At 44.9% G+C, this 22,612-nt stretch carries 16 protein-coding genes, 1 tRNA gene and 1 pseudogene; 9 read left to right on the top strand and 9 right to left on the bottom strand.

The features are described 5' to 3' along the window. Nucleotides 1-55: 55 nt before the first annotated feature. Nucleotides 56-130 (bottom strand) — tRNA-Glu (locus QQL36_RS11345). A gap of 166 nt (nt 131-296) precedes the next feature. Between QQL36_RS11345 and gap the strand changes: the two genes are divergently transcribed. The 4 genes from gap (at nt 297) to QQL36_RS11365 (ending at nt 7,101) form a co-directional block, all read left to right on the top strand. Next, nucleotides 297-1,313 (top strand): type I glyceraldehyde-3-phosphate dehydrogenase, encoded by a 1,017-nt coding sequence (gene gap / locus QQL36_RS11350; RefSeq protein WP_083725990.1) that lies wholly within the window; start codon nt 297-299, stop codon nt 1,311-1,313. Between the two features lie 109 nt (nt 1,314-1,422). Next, the gene (locus QQL36_RS11355) at nt 1,423-2,619 is read left to right on the top strand and encodes a phosphoglycerate kinase (protein ID WP_083725988.1); all 1,197 of its coding nucleotides are present in this window, start codon (nt 1,423-1,425) and stop codon (nt 2,617-2,619) included. Between the two features lie 101 nt (nt 2,620-2,720). Beyond that, nucleotides 2,721-3,974: a C4-dicarboxylate transporter DctA gene (gene dctA, locus QQL36_RS11360; protein WP_321569783.1), complete on the top strand. Its 1,254-nt coding sequence runs from the start codon at nt 2,721-2,723 to the stop codon at nt 3,972-3,974. A 25-nt stretch (nt 3,975-3,999) separates the two neighbouring features. Beyond that, nucleotides 4,000-7,101, top strand: coding sequence for a two-component regulator propeller domain-containing protein (locus QQL36_RS11365; protein ID WP_321569784.1), 3,102 nt, complete (start codon nt 4,000-4,002; stop codon nt 7,099-7,101). 94 nt (nt 7,102-7,195) lie between these two features. Here the strand turns inward: QQL36_RS11365 and QQL36_RS11370 are convergent, their stop codons facing one another. From QQL36_RS11370 to QQL36_RS11380, 3 genes are read right to left on the bottom strand one after another with little or no spacing between them, the layout of a single operon-like run. Next, nucleotides 7,196-7,960 (bottom strand): TPM domain-containing protein, encoded by a 765-nt coding sequence (locus QQL36_RS11370; protein WP_321569785.1) that lies wholly within the window; start codon nt 7,958-7,960, stop codon nt 7,196-7,198. Between the two features lie 20 nt (nt 7,961-7,980). Then, entirely contained in the window at nt 7,981-8,430 is a 450-nt protein-coding gene (locus QQL36_RS11375; RefSeq protein ID WP_083725982.1) for a TPM domain-containing protein, read from the bottom strand. Between the two features lie 21 nt (nt 8,431-8,451). Further along, nucleotides 8,452-9,042 carry a LemA family protein gene (locus QQL36_RS11380; RefSeq protein ID WP_083725980.1) on the bottom strand — a complete coding sequence of 197 codons (591 nt, stop codon included), beginning with the start codon at nt 9,040-9,042 and terminating at the stop codon, nt 8,452-8,454. A gap of 363 nt (nt 9,043-9,405) precedes the next feature. On the opposite strand from QQL36_RS11380, the gene QQL36_RS11385 reads away from it, so the two are divergent. Further along, complete coding sequence (locus tag QQL36_RS11385; RefSeq protein WP_083725978.1) at nt 9,406-9,870, top strand: response regulator; 465 nt, start codon at nt 9,406-9,408, stop codon at nt 9,868-9,870. Here the strand turns inward: QQL36_RS11385 and QQL36_RS11390 are convergent. Together QQL36_RS11390 and QQL36_RS11395 are read right to left on the bottom strand one after the other, a co-directional pair. After that, a complete protein-coding gene (locus tag QQL36_RS11390) occupies nt 9,860-11,041 on the bottom strand; it encodes a FecR family protein (protein ID WP_321569786.1) in 1,182 nt (393 codons plus the stop codon). The genes QQL36_RS11385 and QQL36_RS11390 overlap by 11 nt on opposite strands. 81 nt (nt 11,042-11,122) lie before the next feature. Continuing rightward, nucleotides 11,123-11,500, bottom strand: a complete 378-nt coding sequence (locus QQL36_RS11395) for an RNA polymerase sigma factor (protein ID WP_083725974.1) — start codon at nt 11,498-11,500, stop codon at nt 11,123-11,125. Between the two features lie 191 nt (nt 11,501-11,691). Here QQL36_RS11395 and QQL36_RS11400 point away from each other — a divergent pair, with 191 nt between their 5' ends. The 4 genes from QQL36_RS11400 to QQL36_RS11415 all read left to right on the top strand — a co-directional run bounded on the left by QQL36_RS11400 (nt 11,692) and on the right by QQL36_RS11415 (nt 17,357). Beyond that, nucleotides 11,692-13,065, top strand: coding sequence for a dipeptidase (locus tag QQL36_RS11400; RefSeq protein WP_083725972.1), 1,374 nt, complete (start codon nt 11,692-11,694; stop codon nt 13,063-13,065). Between the two features lie 2 nt (nt 13,066-13,067). After that, nucleotides 13,068-13,475: an RNA-binding S4 domain-containing protein gene (locus QQL36_RS11405; protein ID WP_083725970.1), complete on the top strand. Its 408-nt coding sequence runs from the start codon at nt 13,068-13,070 to the stop codon at nt 13,473-13,475. A 98-nt stretch (nt 13,476-13,573) separates the two neighbouring features. Beyond that, nucleotides 13,574-14,794, top strand: coding sequence for a diaminopimelate decarboxylase (gene lysA / locus QQL36_RS11410; protein WP_083725968.1), 1,221 nt, complete (start codon nt 13,574-13,576; stop codon nt 14,792-14,794). A gap of 226 nt (nt 14,795-15,020) precedes the next feature. After that, nucleotides 15,021-17,357, top strand: a complete 2,337-nt coding sequence (locus QQL36_RS11415) for a hypothetical protein (RefSeq protein WP_321569787.1) — start codon at nt 15,021-15,023, stop codon at nt 17,355-17,357. 302 nt (nt 17,358-17,659) lie between these two features. Here QQL36_RS11415 and QQL36_RS11420 read toward each other — a convergent pair. The 3 genes and pseudogenes from QQL36_RS11420 to QQL36_RS11430 form a co-directional block, all read right to left on the bottom strand. Then, nucleotides 17,660-18,061: pseudogene (locus QQL36_RS11420) on the bottom strand (transposase); the annotation flags it as partial. An 11-nt stretch (nt 18,062-18,072) separates the two neighbouring features. After that, nucleotides 18,073-18,837: an IS110 family transposase gene (locus tag QQL36_RS11425; RefSeq protein WP_321566635.1), complete on the bottom strand. Its 765-nt coding sequence runs from the start codon at nt 18,835-18,837 to the stop codon at nt 18,073-18,075. A 127-nt stretch (nt 18,838-18,964) separates the two neighbouring features. Next, complete coding sequence (locus QQL36_RS11430) at nt 18,965-22,612, bottom strand: BamA/TamA family outer membrane protein (RefSeq protein ID WP_321569788.1); 3,648 nt, start codon at nt 22,610-22,612, stop codon at nt 18,965-18,967.

A 22,612-nucleotide genomic window follows, 5' to 3' on the forward strand; every position in this document is an offset into this window, starting at 1 on the left:
ATAAACATATGCGGCACAAAATAAAAAAGGCTGCCCAATTGAGCAACCTTCTTACTGGTACCGCGTACGGGAGTCGAACCCGTCATTCCTCCGTGAAAGGGAGGCGTCTTAGCCGATTGACCAACGCGGCTTGTCTAAAAGCTATGGCGCGATTCCATATTTTAGGATTGCAAAGGTAAGCGGGATTTTCATATTTCCAAAAAAAATTTCGTTAACTTAAAATTCTATTGCTTTATCCCGGTCTAGCATGTAACTTCGCAATCAATTTTTTTCAATCTCAACAAACTCAGTGTAAAATGGGAACTAATCTTAAAATCGGTATTAATGGTTTCGGTCGTATTGGCCGTTTAGTATACCGTCAGATCTACAAAATGCCAGGTATAGACGTGGTAGCTATTAATGACCTTACAAGTCCCGCAGTTTTAGCTCACCTTCTGAAATATGATTCAGCTCAGGGTCGTTTCGATGCTGATGTGAAGCACTCCGATAACGCTATCTCCGTTGACGGAAATGAGGTGAAAATTTACGCTCAAAAAGATCCTTCTCAAATTCCTTGGGGTAACCATGGTGTTGACGTAGTTATCGAATCAACCGGTTTCTTCGCCGATAAAGACAAAGCTGAAGCTCACATCAAGGCTGGTGCTAAGAGAGTTGTTATCTCCGCTCCTGCAACTGGTGACCTGAAGACTGTTGTATTCAACGTAAACCATGATATCCTGGATGGTAGCGAAACTATCATTTCCTGCGCTTCATGTACTACTAACTGTCTGGCTCCAATGGCTAAGGTACTGGAAGATACTTATGGTATCGAACTGGGTATCATGACCACTATCCACGCTTACACCAACGACCAGAATACCCTGGATGCACCTCATCCTAAGGGTGACCTGCGTCGTGCACGTGCTGCTGCTGCTAACATCGTACCTAACAGTACTGGTGCTGCTAAAGCTATCGGCCTGGTACTGCCTAGCCTGAAAGGTAAACTGGATGGTAACGCACAGCGTGTTCCAACCATCACTGGTTCCCTGACTGAACTGACTTCCGTTCTGAAGAAGAAGACTACCGTTGAAGAAATCAACGCTGCTATGAAAGCTGCTTCTAACGAATCATTCGGTTATACTACAGACGAAATCGTGAGCAGCGACATCATCGGTATCCACTTCGGTTCCCTGTTCGATGCTACTCAGACTAAGATCGTTTCTGTAGGCGACAAACAACTGGTTAAGACTGTATCATGGTATGACAACGAGATGAGCTATGTGTCTCAGCTGGTTCGTACCGTTAAGTACTTTGCCGGTTTGATCAGCAAATAAGCTTTATAGATCATAAGATGTAAATGGTGAATGGTAAATGGTGAAATTGTTTCCACCATTCACTGTTCACCATTTATCGTTTATTCACCAGAGAGATAAACCAGAACCAATGAGTAAATTTTCCGATTTCAACTTTAAAGGTCATAAAGCAGTAGTGCGCGTTGACTTTAACGTGCCACTGAACGATCAATTCCAGATCACTGATGATACCCGTATGACCGCTGCTGTTCCTACCATCAAAAAGATCCTTGCTGATGGCGGTAGCGTAATCCTGATGTCTCACCTGGGTCGTCCAAAAGATGGTCCTACCGATAAATATTCTCTGAAACACCTGGTTAACCACCTGATCAAATTGCTGGAAGGTGTGACCGTTAAGTTCGCTACCGATTGTATTGGCGAAGTAGCTGAAAAAGCTGCTGCTGCCCTGCAACCAGGCGAAGTGCTGCTGCTGGAAAACCTTCGCTTCTACAAAGAAGAAGAAAAAGGTGATAAGGGCTTCGCAGAAAAGCTGTCTAAACTGGGTGACGTATATGTAAACGATGCATTCGGTACAGCTCACCGTGCACACGCTTCTACTGCTGTGATTGCTGAATTCTTCTCAACTGACAAACGTATGTTTGGTCTGCTGATGGAAGCTGAAGTTAACAATGCAGAAAAAGTACTGCATGGTTCAGAAAAACCTTTCACCGCTATCCTGGGTGGTGCTAAGGTGAGCGACAAAATCCTGATCATCGAAAACCTGATGGAAAAAGCTAACAACATCATCATCGGTGGTGGTATGGCTTATACTTTCCTGAAAGCGCAGGGTAAGGAAATCGGTAGTTCTCTGTGCGAAAACGAGAAACTGGACCTGGCACTGGAACTGCTCGCTAAAGCTAAGGTGAAAGGCGTACAGCTGATCCTGCCTGTTGACTCTATCGCAGCTGATAAATTTGCAGCTGATGCCAACACCCAGGAAGTTAGCAATGACAACATCCCAGCTGGTTGGATGGGTCTGGACATCGGACCTAAATCCGTAGCTATCTTCAGCGAAACGATCCAACAGTCTAAAACCATCCTGTGGAATGGTCCTATGGGTGTGTTCGAAATGAAGGCTTTCCAGAATGGTACCAAATCTGTAGCTGATGCTATCGTGCTGGCTACAGCACAGGGTGCATTCTCTCTGGTAGGTGGTGGTGACTCTGTTGCTGCTGTGAACCAGTTTGGCCTGGCTGACAAAGTTAGCTATGTATCTACTGGTGGTGGTGCTATGCTGGAGTATTTCGAAGGAAAGACCCTACCTGGTATTGCTGCTGTAAAAGGATAAGTATTATTGAGCTTTTTAGATAACAAAGACACCTGGTGTTAAAAACATCAGGTGTCTTTGTTTTTTGGAATGGGCAGAAAGTTTTTTATTATCTTGATGGAATGAGTAAACTAACGCGCCACCTCTATTTCCAGGTTATCATCGCCGTCATCATCGGTATTCTCGTCGGCCACTACTATCCACAAATTGCTCCTACAGGAGAATTGATCAGTACCATCTTTATCAACCTGATAAAGATGCTGATTGCCCCCATCATCTTCCTTACCATCGTACTTGGCATCGCCAGAATGGGAGATATGAAGAAAGTAGGCAAGGTAGGTGGCAAAGCGTTACTTTATTTCGAAATCGTGACCACCCTCGCCATCACTATCGGCCTCCTTGTTGCGAACTATTTAAAACCCGGTAAAAGCATTGATTTTTCCAGTGTGTCGGGTGCCGACATTGCAAAAGCGGCCAGGATCCAACAGGATGCAGCTGGCTTTAGCTGGACGGAATTCCTGCTCCATATTGTTCCTTCCAATGCTGTAGAAGCCTTTGCCAAAGGTGAAATTATCCAGGTACTGGTCTTTGCAATTCTCTTTGGCTACGGTATTACAAAACTGAATGGAAAGGGTGATGGTCTCCTGAATACCTTCGAGCGCATTTCAGAAGTCTTTTTCAATATCCTTAAGTTTATCATGAAACTGGCGCCAATTGGTGCCTTTGGAGGGATGGCTTTTACTATTGGTAAGTTCGGCCTCAAAGCCCTGCACCCTATGATCTCACTTATGCTATGTGTATACCTGACTATGTTCCTGTTCATCTTCATCGTACTGGGAACGATCGCGTATCTGTACAAATTCAGCCTCTGGAAATACCTCAAATTTATAAGTAACGAACTTCTGATCGTACTGGGTACATCCAGTTCCGAATCTGCCCTGCCGGGTATTATGGAGAAACTGGAAAAAATGGGTTGCCATAAAGAGATCGTAGGTCTCGTTATCCCCGCAGGTTATTCCTTTAACCTGGATGGTACGAGTATCTACCTCAGTATGTCTATGATCTTCCTGGCGCAGGTGGCAAAAGTAGACCTGAGCATCTGGCAGGAGTTAACCATCATTGGCATCCTGATGATCACTTCCAAAGGAGCTGCAGGTGTAACAGGTAGCGGTTTTATCGTACTCGCCTCCACACTGGCTGTTATCAAAGTGATCCCTGCAGAAGGTCTTGCACTCCTGATAGGTGTTGATCGTTTTATGAGCGAAGCCAGGGCTATTACAAACCTGATCGGTAATGGTGTAGCCACTATTGTGATGGCAAAAAGTGAAAAAGCTTTTGATGAGGAAAAGTATAAGCTGGCTGTAGGTGTTCAGTAATATTAGTTACTTTTAGTTCCCACTTATGAATGTGAAGTACCGCTTTGCTACTTTTATATTTTGTCTGCTGACAATATATAGTTATTCTGTGCGTGCACAGGAGTCGACACTTTCATATTCATTCCGCCACCTGGATCTCAACGATGGGCTGGCCAGTAATCACGTATCAGCTATCTTACAAGACCGCAAAGGGTTTATCTGGATTGCCAGCACGGCATTACAGCGTTACGATGGGAGTAACCTGATCACCATTGCCAGCTTTGACAAGGTACCCGGCTCTATTTATTACGATGATATCTGCCTGTGTGAAGATAAGAAAGGACGGATCTGGATGGGGGCTCCGGACAACATTCGTTTTTATGATCCTGTTACATCCAAAGTAAAGGTCCTGAAAATGGATATGCTCCCAATGGGCACCGGCAATGTATATTGTAGTCATATTATACAGGATCATGCAGGGGTGATCTGGGTCACCACCGAGGAAGGATTATATCGCTATGATGAACAGTCTTCCACCTTCGTTATTCCCAAAGAAGTACCCGAAGCGCAGCGTGCTGAAATGTACAGCGCCATTACTGAAGATAGAAAAGGTAACCTCTGGATCAGTGGCAGGAAAGGCATCTATATGCTGAGTGCCGACCGGAAACACCTGTATGGCAGAAATAACAATCCCCTACAGATTCCCCTGCTAAATACACTGGGTAGCGTTAAGCAGTTTTTCATCGATAGCCACGAACGGCTCTGGGTTGCAGATAGGCTTGGCGACACACTCTACTGCTATATACCCGCACAAAACCAGTTAAAAGGCTGGCCCTTCAGGATCAATCAACCTCCTGAAGGGAATCTGGTCACAGACATTACCGAAGACAAAGACAATCAGATATGGGTAGCAACGGAATTGGGCGGCATCTACCGCTATGATGAAAAGGCAAACGATTTCCACCTCAACATCCGCGCAAATAACGAAGACGATAAAAGATTCCACTACGACTTTGAAGTCAACTGTTTCCTGAATGACAGAGATGGCCGCCTATGGATAGGTACTGACAGGGGTTTAAATATTCTGAATACTCCTGATCCGGCGTTTCGCATCATGGATCAGCGGGAGCCAAATGCAAATCTACCCCAGGCAGAAGTGACTGGTCTTTTCCAGGATAATAAAGGGAATATCTATGCAGGTTATTGGGGTAAGGGCTTTAGCTGGCTCTCACCTGATTTGCAGTTTAAAAAGCAGTTCCTCAAAGAAGTACCTGAGGAGCGGGGATTGGTATGGAGTTTTGCCCAGATGCCGGATGACAAGGTGCTGGTAGGGCAGGAAAATGGCTGGTTATCAATATTTGACCCTAAGCAGGGGGGATTTGTAGCGCATAAACACAAAGATGTATTTGATGATCAGACGCTCATGACCATGCTGCCGGAAAATGATACCACCGTGTGGATAGGATTGTATAAAAACGGACTGGTACGTTGGAACCCTGTAACAGATACATTCATGGCTTGTCAGAACCTGATGAATAAAATCCGGCATCCTATCACGGTGATGGATATAGCGAGGCAGGGAGACTGTATATTATGGCTCGCTACGAGTGATGCTGGTTTGATCCGGTATAATCATGTTACCCAGAAGATAGTGTCGCGGGAGCTGTTTCCCTATGCACATTTATCTGTCAGTAATATCACCTGTTTGAAACTGCTGGATGATACGACGCTCGTAGCAGGTACAGAGCATGGTTTGTGGGTATACAATATTCATAATCATACAGCTGATCCATTATTGATCAATGGCGACCTGTTTGACGAGTGGGTACTAAGCATGTTACCTTCTGGCAGCAAGGGTTTGTGGTTTACTACCCCATATGGTTTTTATCGTTTTAACAGACGGAATTTCGGTCTGGAAACCTTTGTACAGACAGGACAGATCATTGATAATAACCGTAAGGTGAGTAGACGGATTGTACGACTGGCAGATGGCCGGTTGATGATAGGGGCCTCAGATCATTTTGTGATATTGGATACGGCGGCATTGAAAGTCGCACCTTCGCCACCCAATGTCACCATTATCAATTTCAGGGCCATGGACAGCAGTATACAGCTGAGTACCCTGTATTATAAAAATGCACCGCTGGCACTGAATCATCGTCAGAACTTTATCAACATTGAATTCAAAAGTCTGCAATATCACCATGAAGCCATCCGCTATTTTTATCAGCTGGATGGGGTAGATGAAGACTGGGTACAGGCTAATGGTCTGCTGGTAGCCAGGTATACGAATCTACCTCCGGGTAGTTATATATTCCGGGTAAGAAGTATGAATACTGCCGGCACTTTTTCATCGGGTGTAACGACATTGTATTTTAATATTCTGCCTGCTTTCTGGCAAACTACCTGGTTTCGTATGTTGGGGCTGCTGCTGGTAGTAGCGATCATCTATACTTATTTCAGGATAAGAATCTACCTGATCAAAAGAGAAGCCCGCCGCCGTACACAAATAGAACAACAGATTGCACAGCTGGAAATGAAGGCCCTCCGGGCACAAATGAATCCGCACTTCATCTTCAATGCCCTGAACTCTATTCAGACATTTATGATGAAGAGTGAAACAGAGCAGGCGCTTTCTTACCTGAATCGTTTTGCAAGACTGATCAGGAATGTGCTGGATAGTTCACAGCTGAATAGTATTACTATTTCCAAAGAGATCAGGATGATTGAAAACTACATAGAGCTGGAAAAGTTACGTTTTGCGGATCAATTTGATTGTGATATACATGTAGATGCCGCACTGGATCCTGATTTTACGGATATCCCTACCATGATTTTACAACCCTTTGTGGAGAATGCCATCTGGCATGGGTTGCTACACAAAAAGGAAAGGGGGAAACTCACTATTATATTCACGAAAGAAATAGATCGGGTACTATGTATGATAGAAGATGACGGTATTGGCAGGGAAAGGTCGGCAGCGTTGAAGCAACAAACTGGCGATGAGCATCATTCCAGGGGGATACAAATAACGCGTGACAGGCTGGCTTTGTACAACAAACGATTTAACCTGGATATGACCTTTGATATAGAAGATTTGCCATCAGGAACGAGAGTGAATGTATGGTTTCCACTCGACGAAGAATAAAAATCTTCATGAAAAGCGGGATTCACCAAAGGGGATGAAAACTATTTTCACAAAAAAAGGGGGTTACAGTAATGTAATCCCCTTTTCAATTATTTTACCAGCTGCCGCTTGAACCTCCTCCGCTACCGGAGCCTCCACCGAAGCCGCCAAAGCCGCCTCCTCCTCCGCCACCGCCCCAGCTACCTCCACGGCTACCGCCGCCAAAGAGACCCGGGCCAATCCAACCAGTCCATCCACGACGACTGAATGTATGACCACCACCGCCACCGCGATTGTTCAGGATCGAAATGATCACTACAATTATGATGATCAGTATAACCAGTCCTGGTGCATTGCTGCCGTCTTTTGCCCTGTTGGGCGTGCCTTTGTATTCTCCTTTCGACGCTTCAACGATCCTGTCTATCGCTTCATCAAAACCCTGATAGTAATCGCCGGCTTTGAAGTTTGGCTTAATGTTCTCATCGATGATACGGTTAGCGATAGCATCTGGTACTACGCCTTCCATACCGGTGCCGACTTCGATACGGATCTTTCTGTCGTCTATGGCTGCCAGTATCAGTATACCATTGTTTTTCTCTTTGGTACCGATACCCCAGTCACGGAGTATAGCCAGACCTACTTCGGCAATGTCCCTCCCGTTGGTAGAAGGGATGGTCACAATGGCAATCTGTGTAGAAGTGGTATCGTTGTACTCTAACAGTTTGTTTTCCAGTGTGGCCACCTGATCGCTTTGCAGCACGCCTGCCAGGTCATTCACCAGCCGGGGTGGATTGGGGCGGGGAGGAATCTTTAATTCCTGTGCCTGTACCATTCCCAGGGCTAAGAAGAAACCTACAAGCAGGCAGTATACTTGCCTCATCTTAATTAATTTTATTGACCTCATCTCCCTACTACTATGTCATCCGGTAATTCGTTAATGTCATCTCCTTCATGTGGAAAGTGTAAACACAGCGCTTCGCCTATTTCACCAATGCAGGTTTCGATACCTGTTACCACCTGGTTATTGGCAAAATGTGCCAGCATGCTTTTTGTTTTCTCTTTCCAAAAATCTTTACCCACTTTTTCATGAATGCCTTTATCCCCGGCTATAGCATACTGTTTGTCTTTCAGTGCAAAATAGAGTAGCACTCCATTGCGGAACCTTGTTTTCTCCAGACCCAGTTGAATAAAGATCTCATGTGCCCTGTCTATGGGATCAACAAATTTGCAACGGCTTTCGACAAATACGCGGATTTCTCCGCTGGTCATTCTTTCCGCATTCCGGATCGCTTGTACCAGTTGCTGTTTTTCTGCTTCGGTGAGCAGTTCTTTTTTAGGGAATAAACGCATAGATGAATGGGCTATTTGATATTAGAACTGCACCTTAGGCGCATTTTCAGAACCCTTATCGGCCATGTAGTATTCTTTGGCTTTGAAACCACCGAAACCAGCTACGATATTGTTAGGGAAAGTGCTGACAGTGCTATTAAAGCTTTCCACAGCAGTGGAAAAGTCATTACGTGCTACGGTGATGCGGTTTTCAGTGCCTTCGAGTTGTGCCTGCAGGTCACGGAAGTTCTGGTTAGCTTTTAGTTCAGGATAAGCTTCTGATACAGCCAGCAGTCTGCCCAGTGCTGTACTCAGCTGACCTTGTGCTGCCTGGTACTGTTGTACTTTTTCAGGAGTCAGGTCATCGCCTTTGATAGTGATCTGGGTAGCTTTTGCTCTTGCTTCCATTACCTGTGTCAGGGTTTCTTTCTCAAAGTTAGCTGCACCTTTAACAGTCGAAACCAGGTTTGGGATCAGATCAGCTCTGCGCTGATACTGTGCTTCCACATTGCTCCACTTGCTTTTTACTGCCTGATCCTGACGTACGATGCTATTGTATTTGGATACACCACAGCCTCCAAAGATTAATACTACAACAAGAATAATGATCAGTGTGAGCGTACTCTTTTTCATTTGTGCTAAGATTTATTTACTATATAACAATGTTAATGCCTGTTTATATTGCCCTGATTTTCTGTAAATTAGTATTGTGAGTAATAACAGGCGTATCCAAACCTACAAGAAATTACGCAAAGTACAAGGAGTTATTATGCTAAGGCCTGTTAACCAGCTCACTGAACAATAACCGCAGGAACGATAAAGGGAGTTTATTTTACTTTCACAAGAAAGATATAAGCATTGGTGAAAAAATCAGTTAGCAAATGTAGGTTTCTCTATAATTTTGGTGGTATTTGCTTATTGTGAATATCGTTAAGAATACTTTCATTCGTTTGTAACGCCGCTATTGTTAATTTAAAGGTATTTAAGTCTGCTTCAATGAGTGAACAACACATCCATATTCTGTATATAGATGATGAGATACACAACTTAAATGCGTTCAAAGCATCTTTCCGTAGGCTTTACACGGTGTTTACGGCAAGTTCGGCTGAGGAAGCAGAGAAAGTGTTGGAAAAGGAAGAAGTCCACATCATCATTTCAGATCAGCGGATGCCCAGGATGACCGGGATTGAATTTTTTGAGTCTATCCTTGACAGGTATCCTGAGCCTATCCGAATCTTACTGACAGGTTATGCCGACATCAATGCGGTTATTGATGCCATCAACAAGGGTCAGGTGTATAAGTATTTTTCCAAGCCATGGAATGACGAGGATCTTCGTCACAACATTGAAAAGGCATTTGAAGTCTATGCCCTCCGTAAAGAGAACAAGGAATTAACAGCAAAGCTGCTGGATGTAAATGAGAAGCTGGAGTTCCTGCTCCGTCAAAAGCTCATTTCTTAATGATGAAGTGTATCGTGTTGTCGTATATCTGATAGTCCAACTTTAATTGTTTACAGATCTCGTCAAGAAAATCTTCAACCTTTTTATCTTTTTCAAGGCTACCTGAGAAGTGTGTATTTTCAAGCGAAGGCGCTGCGGAAAAGTCCAGTTTGAGTCCAAACCAGCGTTGTAATACAGGTCTCAGTTCTTCCAATGGCCTGTTGCGGAAGCGATAAACGCCTTCCCTCCAACCCAGGGTCACTGTTTCATCGAAACGTTTTACCTTGAAGCGCTCACCGGGATGATAGATTGCCTCAAATCCGGGCTTGAGCGTTACATCAAGACTATCCCCTACATCTGTCACCACTGTACCTTGTACCAGCGAGGTAGTAACTGTATTGTTATCATAAGAATTGACGTTGAAAGCCGTACCCAGTGCTATCACGGAGGTGATTCCTGTGTGTACGATAAACGGTCTTTCAGGATTATGTGCTACCGTAAAGTAAGCTTCTCCTTCCAGGTACACTTCCCTGGTTCTGCCTGGGAAGATGAATGGGAAACGGAGGGTGGAGCTGGCATTGAGATGTACTTCCGTACCATCTGCCAGTTCAATATGATAATCCTGCTTGGGGGGCACTGTGAGCGTATTCCATTCCAGCGATTTGCTCTGGTAAATGGTATCCGGACGGATGTTTTTAATAGCGATGGTCCCTGAATCGCCTGTTACCTTAATGGCGGTATCAGCCACTTCTGTGCCAGCTACTACCGAAGGTGGAGGCACTGAAAAGATAGGTACGCCTGCCATTTGTGGGATTATAATGCGATATTGGTTGGCTGTTTGATGAGGTACCTGTTGTTTTGCCGGCAGAAAGAAATATGCCCCTGCAGTGGCGCCGATGGCCAATAATATAGCTGCCGCTACCCGTACTTTCTTCAGGTAAGCCAATACCCTGAGGTGTACTGGTGTTGGTTCCAGGATGGCTTTTACCTTTAGCCAGTCGGATTCTACCTGAAGATCTTCCAGGAATGCATTGTCTGTGTACAATATGGCCTCTTCATATTCCTGCCAGCAGCGGCGCACATTTTCATTGTTGTGCATTTCCTTTTGCAGCAGCTTGTCTTCCACTTCAGTTAAATCGCCAAGTTGCTTACGCAGTAGTAAACTGTAGATATACTCTTGGTCGTATTTCATTTTATTATGGTAGTGGTTACGAGGGTTTTTAAGATAATAATTAAGTTGAGTCTTGGTTTTATATATTGCGTCATAGCCGGGTTATCTTTCAATAGCCATGATCAAAGGTGTTGTAATCGACGTCGGTACCAATGCCGGCCCCGTTTCGCAGGGTGGACAGGGTGCCTTATTTTGCTGTGCAGCAACGACGGCATTTTCCTGCCGCTGACGGCATCTGGCGTCAATAAGTTGATAGAAAAAGCCCCCAGGGGCATGTTCTATCTGCTGATATTGCCGGGTCTTCCATACTTCTATAAATATCTTTTGTACTAGCTCTCTTGCCTCGTCCATATTCCCCAACATTGTACTTGCTTTCAGGCAGAGGGGTTTGTAGTATTTCATAAAGAAGTATTGATAGGCCTCCAGGGTATTATCCTTCTTTAAGACGGATAACATAGCGGTATCCTCGCTGGTAATCATATGAATAAGGTTATTTTGCGGTTAGTGAGTCTTCTTTTGTGCGATAGATATCTGTCCCCAATACGCTTTAAATTTCGATAGAAAGAAGGAGAAATTCGTTAACGCCATGTTAATGAAATCCGATTTTTCTGGTTCCCTATATTTAGACTTTCCCTTAAATTGCAGCTTTCTAAAGAAAAACTTAGTGGAATATGCAAGTTTGGAAAGACTATCAGACAAAGAATAAAGAACGTTTTCTGGAAGAATTGCTGGCTTTGCTGCGCATCCCTTCCGTGAGCGCAGACTCCCGTTTTAACAAAGATGTAGCGGACTGCGCCGAAGCGGTAAAACAACGCCTGATTGAAGCAGGTGCTGACAATGTAGAAGTTTGCCCTACTGCCGGACACCCGATCGTATATGGAGAAAAAATCATCGATGCGGCTTTCCCGACCGTATTGGTATATGGTCACTACGACGTACAGCCTGCCGATCCCCTGGAACTGTGGGATAGCGGTCCGTTTGAACCTGTGATCAAAGACGAAAAGATCTATGCCCGCGGTTCTGCGGACGACAAAGGTCAGTTCTACATGCACGTGAAGGCGTTCGAAACCATGATGAATACCAACTCTGTACCCTGCAATATCAAGTTTATGATTGAAGGGGAGGAGGAAGTAGGCTCTGCGAACCTGGGTATCTTTATCAAGGAAAATAAGGAAAGACTGAAAGCAGATGTGGTGCTCATTTCTGACACCTCCATGCTGAGCCTGGAAAATCCTAGCCTGGATACCGGCTTACGCGGTCTGTCTTATATGGAAGTAGAGGTAACCGGCCCTAACCGTGACCTGCACAGTGGTGTATATGGTGGCGCTGTTGCCAACCCTGCTACCATCCTTTGCCAGATGATTGCTTCCCTCCATGACGAAAATAACCACATCACCATCCCTGGTTTCTACGACAACGTACAGGAACTGAGCAAGGAAGACAGAGCTGCCCTGAATGCAGCACCGTTCGACGAAGCTGAGTATAAAAAAGACCTGGGGGTAGATGAACTGTGGGGTGAGAAGGGATATTCTTCTATCGAGCGCACCGGTATCCGTCCTACCCTGGAGGTAAACGGTATCTGGGGTGGCTATACCGGCGAAGGTTCCAAAACCGTACTGCCTTCAAAAGCACACGCCAAGATCTCTATGCGCCTGGTACCTAACCAGGACTGGATCCAGATTTCTGACCTGTTCAAAGCTCATTTTGAGAAGATTGCGCCTAAGTCAGTAAAGGTAAAGGTAACAGCTCACCACGGTGGTAGCCCATATGTAACACCTACTGACCACGTGGCATTCAAGGCAGCGAGCGAAGCGATCAAAGAAACTTTTGGTAAATCTCCAATTCCCGTACGCGGTGGTGGTAGTATTCCTATCGTAGCACTGTTTGAAAAAGAACTTGGACTGAAGACCATCCTGATGGGCTTTGGATTAGATAGCGACAACCTGCACTCTCCAAATGAGAAGTATGGTCTGGCTAACTATTATAAAGGAATTGAAACCATTCCTTATTTCCACAAGTTCTTTGCGGAAATGAATAAGAAATAATTATGCAGAATACAGAGAAACTGCGCCTGGACAAGTATCTCTGGGCGATCAGGATATTTAAAACCCGCTCACAGGCCTCTACGGCCTGTGAAGGCGGGAAAGTGAAGATGAATGGGACCTCCGTAAAAGCTGCACGCGCAGTTAGTATAGGAGACAAATATGAAATCAGGTCAGAATCCCGGAAATGGGTGATTGAGGTGGTGAGCTTAATAGCCAACAGAGTACAATATGCTGAAGCCATTAAGCATTACGTTGATCTCACTCCCGAAGAAGACCAGGAGATGAACCAGCGGATTGCCGCCAGCTTCCATACCGGTAAGCGTCCGAGTAAGATCGGCCGCCCTACCAAAAAGGAAAGGAGGGACCTGGATGGTTTCATGACCAACGAGGATGAGGAACAACAACAATAAAGATTGAGGCCCGGGCTAAAGCCCGGGCCTCAATCTTTATACATAAACTTTGGAATTTGCTTAGTAAATTCGCATCCTCTAAAATTACCTTTCAATAAATGCCTAAGCAAAGCGACGTTTTGTCTACTGACTTCCTTGTCAAAGTAGCGGAAGAATTTGGAACTCCGGTATATATATACCATGCGGAAAAGATTGCCATCCAGTACGAAAAGTTAAAGGACGCCTTCCAAAAGACGGACGCACGCTTTTTCTATGCCTGTAAGGCGCTCACCAACATCAACATCCTGAAGTACATCAACTCCCTGGGTTGCGGTCTGGACACCGTGTCTATCAACGAAGTCCAACTCGGTCTCAAGGCAGGATTCGAACCTAAAAACATCATCTTTACCCCTAACTGTGTAGACCTCGACGAAATCGTAGCTGCCAAGGACCTGGGTGTAAATATCAATATCGACAACATCTCCATCCTGGAGCAATTTGGTAACCGCTTTGGTGACTCTTACCCAATCTGCATCCGCCTGAACCCACATATCATGGCTGGCGGTAACTATAAGATCTCCACAGGTCACGTAGACAGCAAGTTCGGTATCTCCATCCACCAGATCCGCCACATTGAGCGCATCGTAAAGAGCACCAAACTGAAAGTAACCGGCCTGCATATGCACACCGGTTCTGAAATCAAGGATGTAGATGTATTCCTCCGTGGGGTAGACATCATGTTCGAACTGGCTGTGAACTTCCCTGATCTGGAATTCATTGACCTGGGTAGCGGCTTCAAAGTGGCTTATCAACAGGGCGACCCTGAAACCGACATCCAGCTGCTGGGCAAAAAGCTCTCCGACGCTTTCAACAAGTTCAGCAAAACATATAACCGCCCTCTGCAGGTATGGTTCGAACCGGGTAAATTCCTGGTAAGCCAGAGCGGTTACTTCGTGGTAAAAGCAAATGTGATCAAACAGACCACTGCTACCGTATTCGTAGGTGTGAACTCAGGGTTTAACCACCTGATCCGCCCAATGTTCTACGATGCCTTCCACCTGATCAAGAACATCTCTAATCCAAAAGGAACCGAACGGATCTATACCGTGGTAGGTAACATCTGCGAAACAGATACTTTCGGTTGGGATCGTAAACTGAACGAAGTAAAAGAAGGTGATCTGCTGGTATTCTACAACGCAGGAGCTTACGGTTTTGAAATGTCTTCCAACTTCAACTCCCGTTTTAAACCTGCCGAAGTGCTGGTAAAAGATGGTAAAGCCCAACTCATCCGCAGAAGGGATACTTTCGACGACCTGCTAAAAAATCAGATCGAGTTATAATTTGAATATTTTACAGATTAGAATATATTTATAGGTCTGCCGGATTGGCAGACCTATAACTTTTTATGGCGAAAATTGAGGTTTTGCATTAAATTTGTACCTAATAACCAACCACAACCTCTCTGCTTAATCCTGCACGCTGTAATTCACTGAATGTAACTTTTACAATTTTTCATCTGTCCATTCGTCATATAACTAGATGAGTCATTTTTACATATTTTAGATTATGAAAGTTTTAACTGCCGGTCCCGATCAATTAAAGGATGAGGCACTGATAGAATCCCATATTTCCTTCGCGCCTTATGTCAAGTTCCTGAAGGAGAAAGCGGCCAGTAAAACAGATAGCAGGGCGGCGTATTATAAAAAGATCGCTGAACGCTTTGAAAGTAACCCCGCACTACTTGGCCCTATAGCCGGTGCAGATGACCTGTCCGCTTACCAGGAGTATATCGACCTCATTATTGCTACAATATTTCCAATCACTTCTGATATGGACAAGGATATCTATGGTATAGGTGTCCCCCAGAAGTTTGCTATATTTTATTACTCCGACCTCTTCAAGAATATCTTCGCTGATAATAGCGACAGAATGCTGGAAGTACCTAAAGGTATTTCAGTAGATAAGATTAAGAAGGATAAACTGGAATGGCTGTACAAGCTGATCCTGGAGAAAGCATACGGTTTTCCCGTTACTTACCAGAACGAGATCATCCACCATATCAACATGCCCGACAGCAATGGAGGCAAGAGATATGTGAAGGTGAATGTAGACCCTCGTTTCGTGGAAGTAAAGGTAAAAGGTGAGCTACCTCCGCTTACATACGATACTGTATGTATGAAAAAGTTCAGCCCCGAAGGCCTGAAAGAAATTTTGCCACTGGATAATTTCGTCCTCGAAGGATTTGTGATCTGGACATTACAGGATGTAACCAAAGATGAGGTGCAGAATGTAATGAAGAACCTGATCCTGAACATGCACGAGGGCAACGAAAGACGTACCTACCGCCGTATGGAGGAAGAAGTACTGGCACTGATGGGAGATACTGACCTGAGTGTGCACGTGGTACCTATTCCAAAAATCAATGGTCGCTATGTGCTGGAATGTGAACAATGCGAAAGCGGCGTGACCCTGGGCGTAACTGGTAGCGAAAAACAGCAGCAACAGCTGTTTCAGCAACTGATCCAGTACCTGGGGCAGAACAAAACGCCACTTTTGCTGCCCGTGGTGACGGAGAGTTCTCTCTATGCATATCCATTCCTGCGCTACCTGCCGCTCAAGGGCATCAATAGCTTTGTACTGGTACCTATATGGCATGAGGATACCCTGCTGGGTATCGTAGAACTGGCCTCCGGCACCCCTAACAAGATCACTGCTGAAACACTGGCACAAGCCATGCCGGCATATCCACTGTTAGTGATGTTGTTGAATAGAGGTGCTGACATCACATCGAACCGAATCACCCAGGTCATCAAGGAGCAGTTCACTGCCCTGCAACCTTCTGTGGAATGGAAGTTCATCGATGCAGCATGGCATTATCTGCACACACCAAAAGCAAAAAGAAAAGACATCGGTAACATTGCGTTTGAAGATGTCTATCCATTATATGGCGCTGTAGACATCCGGAACTCTTCTACCGAACGTAGCAATGCGATCCACGAAGATCTTCGTGAACAACTACTCCTGATCCGGGAAACCCTGGACCACATTGGCAACACCATCTACCTGCCATTGCTGGAAGAGCTGAAGTTCAAAAATGATGAGCTCATTACCGGTATCACTAGTGGTATGCTCTCAGAAGATGAACTGCGTACAAACAACTACCTGGACGAAGAAATCGGCCCATTGTTCCGTCACCTGCACGAAAGTCATCCTGAACTGCAGCCGGCACTGGAACGTTACTTCTCCCTGGTAGACCAGACAGAAGGCCATATTCAGCACCACCGCCAGGATTATGAAGATAGTCTGGCTATGATCAACGCTGAACTGAACCAGTACCTGGACAAAGAGAAAGAAAACATACAACACTCCTTCCCATGTTACTTCGAAAAGTATCGTACGGATGGGGTAGAGTACAATATCTATATAGGACAGGCCATTGCGCAAACCCGCAAGTTCGACCTGCTCTACCTGCGTAACCTGCGCCTGTGGCAGATACAGTCTATGGCAGACATTGCAAGACTCACCAACAAGTTGATTCCAACACTAAAGGTGCCTTTGCAAACTACCCAGCTGGTACTGGCTCACAGCAATCCGATCGACATCAGCTTCAGACAGGATGAACGCCGCTTCGATGTAGAAGGCGCTTACAACATCCGCTATGAAATACTGAAGAAAAGGATTGATAAGGTGCACATCCGCCAGACAGGCAAACGCCTTACCCAACCGGGTACCATTGCAATCGTGTATGCTTATGCGAAAGAGATGGAAGAATACCTGAAGTACATCACCTTCCTGCAGAATAAAAACATCCTGCTGCCAGACGTAGAAATGCTGGACCTGGAAGACCTGCAAGGGGTAAGCGGTCTGAGAGCGCTAAGAGTGAAAGTAAATATGGAAGCATAAAAAAAGGGAACATTATCAATAAATGAAACTCCCGGGAATCGTATAAAATAAAAAAAGGGTGTATCTAACTTTTGATACGCCCTTTTTTCTTTGAAAATAGTTCGTCCAGGCCATAATTTGATATGACTCTATAGGATTAAAATTTTCTTTTCGTGCTTATAGCAACAATCGTTTGTACTTAGAGTCTTAAATCAGTTTTTTCTACAGGCTGAAAAAGCACCAATAAAAGGTCGATTTTTGTAACTTAGTAATCTTATTGAGATGGGGGTAATGCCTCAAGCTCGCGCAGGCGTCTGAGATAATTATTTATCTGCGCCTGCTTTCTTTTTTAGCCACTCCTGATTATCAGGTTCCATATATGGCACTCTATTTTTGAGTATAAAATAAGCGGCAATTAGGATTTTGTGTGAAATTGCAATAAGTGCTCGTTTTTTGCCTCTTCGTATACTCAAAGTATAATATTTTCTTTTCAGATAAGTATCTTTCGTATGTGCTGCAGCCCATGCTGCTTCCACGAGTGCGGTTTTAAGGGATCTGTTGCCATGATTGATTCTTTCACTTTTCTTTTTTCCGGCACTTTCATTATTACCAGGACATAAACCACACCAACTAGCCAAATGATGCTGATTAGGGAACGCATGCATATCTGTACCTATTTCGGCTAAGATGGCGGTAGCTGTTTGTTTTTGTACTCCGGGAATAGTCTGAAGTAATTTTACTTCTTCCTCCCATTTTTTAAGTACTGATCTATACGGTTATCCACCTGACCAAGTAGGTCATTTAGCTGTAAAATAACAGTTTTAGACAGGCTGAGCATAAAACGGTGATGCTCATTAAGATGGCCTTCTAATGCAAGAATAAGCTCTTGTTTTTTGATTTTGAGCCTACCTTTTGCCAAATTGGCCAATATCATAGGATCCTGTTCTCCTTCAATAATGGCAGTGATCATTGACCAGCCACTTACACCGAATACATCACTGACTACAGTGCTCAATTTGATATTGGCTGTCTCTAAAATGTTCTGTAACCGGTTATATTCACTGGACCGCTGTCCTATTACTTTACGTTTGTATCGGTACAATTCCCGTAATTCGCGAGTGTATTGCGGTGGAATAAAACTTCCCTTTAGTAGCCCGCTTAGCAATAATTTTGCAATCCAGGCACTGTCATTGCGATCGGTCTTATGCCCCGGCACATATTTAATATGCCGGGCATTGACCAGAATAAGTTCAAAGTGAGGTTCCAGTATATTAAAAACAGGCTTCCAGTAAACCCCCGTGCTCTCCATTGCGACATGTGTAATGCCGGATTCTTCAAGCCAAGCTACCAGGTCCCTAAGTGAACTTGTGAAAGTGCTAAAAGTGCGGGTTTGTTCTTCCAACCCATTTCCTCTGATGGTGGCTACTACATTCTCCTGGTGAACATCGAGGCCACAGCCGCGACTCACAACCTGTTCAAAACTGATATGTGATTGTTCCATGGTAGTACTTTTGTCGAAGGTACCACCATTTTCATAGTCGTTTGTGAACCCGGTTCATGAGGGTTTTTTCTGAAAATGTTTTTCATTCCCCGTTGGTGAATTCCCTCTTTCATGAAGGTTTTTATTATCAGAACCTGAATCCAAATGTGATATAAGGTAACACCTCCTCTTCAGATCTACCTACCGTCGCTGTGAGTATCAGCATATTCACCGGACTAAAATAGATACCTCCACCATACCCATCATGCCAGGCGGAAGATTTCTCCCCACTCTTCCATACCCTGCCCACATCATTGAAGGCTAATAAACCCACAGTAGCCGGGAACAGGTAAGAACGGAATTCAAACAGTTTCAATCGCAGCTCTGTATTATTGAATGCCATAGCATCGCCGGCAAAGCGGTAGTTACGATAACCGCGCAGGTTTTGTACACCACCTAAATACATGGCCTGGAAATATTCATAGTGGCCCCACAGCTTACCACCCCCAAACCTTGTGACCAGTACCAGGTTAGCCGGTGTGCTAAAGCTGGTATAGATACTCATGTCCGTAGACAGTTGCAGGTAATGGCGCTGTTGCTCATTCAAACCCTGGTTACCATGTAAGGTGGTATTCCAGTAGAAACCTCTGGTAGGTGCTATCGTATTATTACGGGTATCGATCTGGTAACCCAGTTTCAAGCCTGCGTAATACTTGCCTTGATATACAGACAGAGAGTCTAGTCCATTTTTATCAAAGTCCTCAATGATCCTGCCTTTAGTCGCATCCTTATCCAATGTATAATAAGTAAAGGTAGGTCCGTAGATCAGCTGGAACTTGTTGGACAGGTTCGTTTTGAAGAGTGGCTCTACATTGTACAGACTGAAACGGGTACGGTAATATTTAATCTTCAGGTCTTTCTCAAATACGGTTTCATTACCATAGCCAAAGAAGTTGATGGTATTGTTAGGAGCCTTTGCAGTGGCTGTCAATGCCAGATCAGTATTCCCGATTACATCCGTGAATTCACCCATGTAGCGGAACTGCCAGGCATTTGTACCCAGGCTATGACCTGCCATCACCGTTTGCCTGGAAGCAAATGGTCGCTTGCGGAAACCTTGTTTGGTGTACTGGAAACCTACACCCAGTGACAATCCATCATCGCTGTTGAAACCAGCAGTTGCCAGTGGCATCAGTTTATCATAGGTATATAGCAGTGGTGTACGTTCATATTTGATATTGTCCGGGTTGTAAGAAAGGACCTTACGTTCATTACCTGCCAGCGCAAAAGTATCGGCACCACCGCGTTTCTCATAGATGCGGATATGATTGCCTGCATGCTGAGTGGTAATGTCTCTGTAAGTATCATTGTCTTTACCACCGATAATGCGGATGTGAATAGGTGTATAATAATCACCTTTGATGTCGAACTTATCTTCACCACCCAGACCAAAGATTCTTATTTCCCTCGTTACCTTCGGATCAAAGGTGCGGGAGTAGATGTTTTGTTGTACCTCACCTTTCTTGCTGATCTTATTTACATTCAGGGATACTGATCCATCTTGTTGTCTTTCGATGGTAAACAGTTCATCTTTCTTTGTACCTGTTACATCTACATCCTTTGACAGGAAGCGGTAAAGGTCAAGGGAAGCCGTTTCCAGTTTATCACGACGGGCAATGAGTGTACGATACGTAAAGTCACCTACCTTCTTCTGCACAGTGTCCGGGAAACGGGCCACAGCAGCAGCGATCACAGAATCAGGCAGACTCAGTACCAGCTCGTGACTGATATCTTTCCATTTCTTTTCATCGATCTCATTCATGAAAGACCGATCAAACGGCTGTGCAGATGGGTTCTGATATTCGATGTTCGGGTAGTATGGTTTGAACCCCTGGAACTTCGGCATCACCCATTTTCTGGCAGCGATGGCGGTGATCACACCCTGGTTTACAAAGAAGGCCTGGTCACGATCGCGAGGCACAGGATAGTATTCTTTGGTATCCCGTTTCTTGTGTTTCTTCACCCCCCATCTCCACTGGTCATCATGACGATCCCAGTCAGCCATTAGCAGATCCAGCATACGGGCGCGGGCTACAGCTTCCTGGTCGATGGTGTTATCATTGTCACCATGTATTTGTTCCAATACCTTGACAGTATTGTATGTTTTGCCTTTTACAACAGGTTCTCTTTCTTCAAAGAGATACACATCATCACCATGGGTGCTGGCATAGATGCCGAGGGAAGTATCTTTCGGTAAGTATACAAATGTCGGGTTGGTATGCGGAACGCCTGCGGCCTCTGCCAGGCTGGCCACAGCCATGGTAGCATATGGATTGGAGGCAGAGATCTGGTCCTGCACTACATCTTTTGCAATGGTGTTTTTCAGTTCAGCTGGAATCGCTTTTTCGGGGTATTTCTTTACAGAGCGTAAAACCCATTCTGTACCTGATTTATCTTCCAGGCGGAGAGAGAGGGTTTGCATACCACCACCTCTCTGCAATATTTTCAGACCGCCTTTTTCTTTGTTGATATCGAGTACGGGGAAGTTAACAGGGGCTGCCCATACATCGCGATAGTTCTTACCCAGTAACCAATAGTGAATACCAGTTTTGTGGATATACTGTGTATCCGCAGGCAAGGTCACGAATGGGGGTAATTCTTTTGCAGTAGGACTTGCATTGGCCAGTTGTTCAGAACGAATATCCTGTACGTTGAAAAGGTTGCTGGCAAATGAAGGACCATCGCTTTTATCTACAGTATAATATTGCACGGTGATATTCCCGTTCTTTGAAATCTCCAGTGCAGCATAGCCATTCTCGTTACTGGCATAGAGAGACTTCGCACCTTTCTTCACCCGGGTTTCTTTTGCTCCACTACCACTGCCGATATAGTAATTCTCTTTGTCTTTGATGAACTGTAAAGCATGATCATGGCCTGCTACGAAGATGGTCGGACCATGTGATTTGAAGGCAGCTTCCACACCATTGACCAGTTCCTGGTAGTCAGGATTTGGCAGATCTTCAGGCGTGCCAAATACCCCACGGGTCAGGGGATAGATAGAACCTATCACCGGCAGCGGAATATACAATCCCTTGTTCAGATCAGTGAGTGGGAAGATGTGTTGCTTCAGGGTATAATAACCACCGTGAATACCATAACTACGGAAAGGGTGGTGGCTTGCAAAGATGACCAGCTTGTTCCGGTTACGGATTACGATATCACTCAATTCAGTCAGTACATCCTGTTTTGTTTTGAAATCGCAGGAAGACTCAGGTCCCGGTTTTGCGTAAGGAAACAACCACCATTCGGTATCCATGATCACGAGGGTGATGTTCTTATCCAGGGTCATTTCTATAGGACCTGGGCAACCGTCTTTGGGCAGGAAGTTTACATTCGGCAGGTTCAATGAATCGACATATAGTTGTTCATTGATGATGGTCTGCCAGCCGTTTGGTTTTGACTTTTCCCAGTCATGATTACCGGGAATGAAGATAGCCTGCGTATTGGTATTGCGTACCAGGTTCACCTGGTAATCAAGTATCTCTTTGGAAAGTGGGTACCGGCTGCTGGTAGGGTCCGGCATCCCATAGGGGTATACGTTATCTCCCAGGTAGAGAACAGTATTTCTTGCATCCTGTAAGTCAAAGCGGCTCTTTACAGCATCAATAACAGGGTTGTGTCCATCCTGATGCAGTTCGCCGGCATCTCCTATCAGGATGATCCTCCTGGCCAGTGTATCCTGTGCCTGTGCTACGAAGGGTAGGAAAAGTATGGAGAGATATAAAAGGTACTTCAT

This window comes from Chitinophaga sp. LS1, from assembly GCF_034274695.1.
In the GTDB taxonomy this organism is placed as follows: domain Bacteria; phylum Bacteroidota; class Bacteroidia; order Chitinophagales; family Chitinophagaceae; genus Chitinophaga.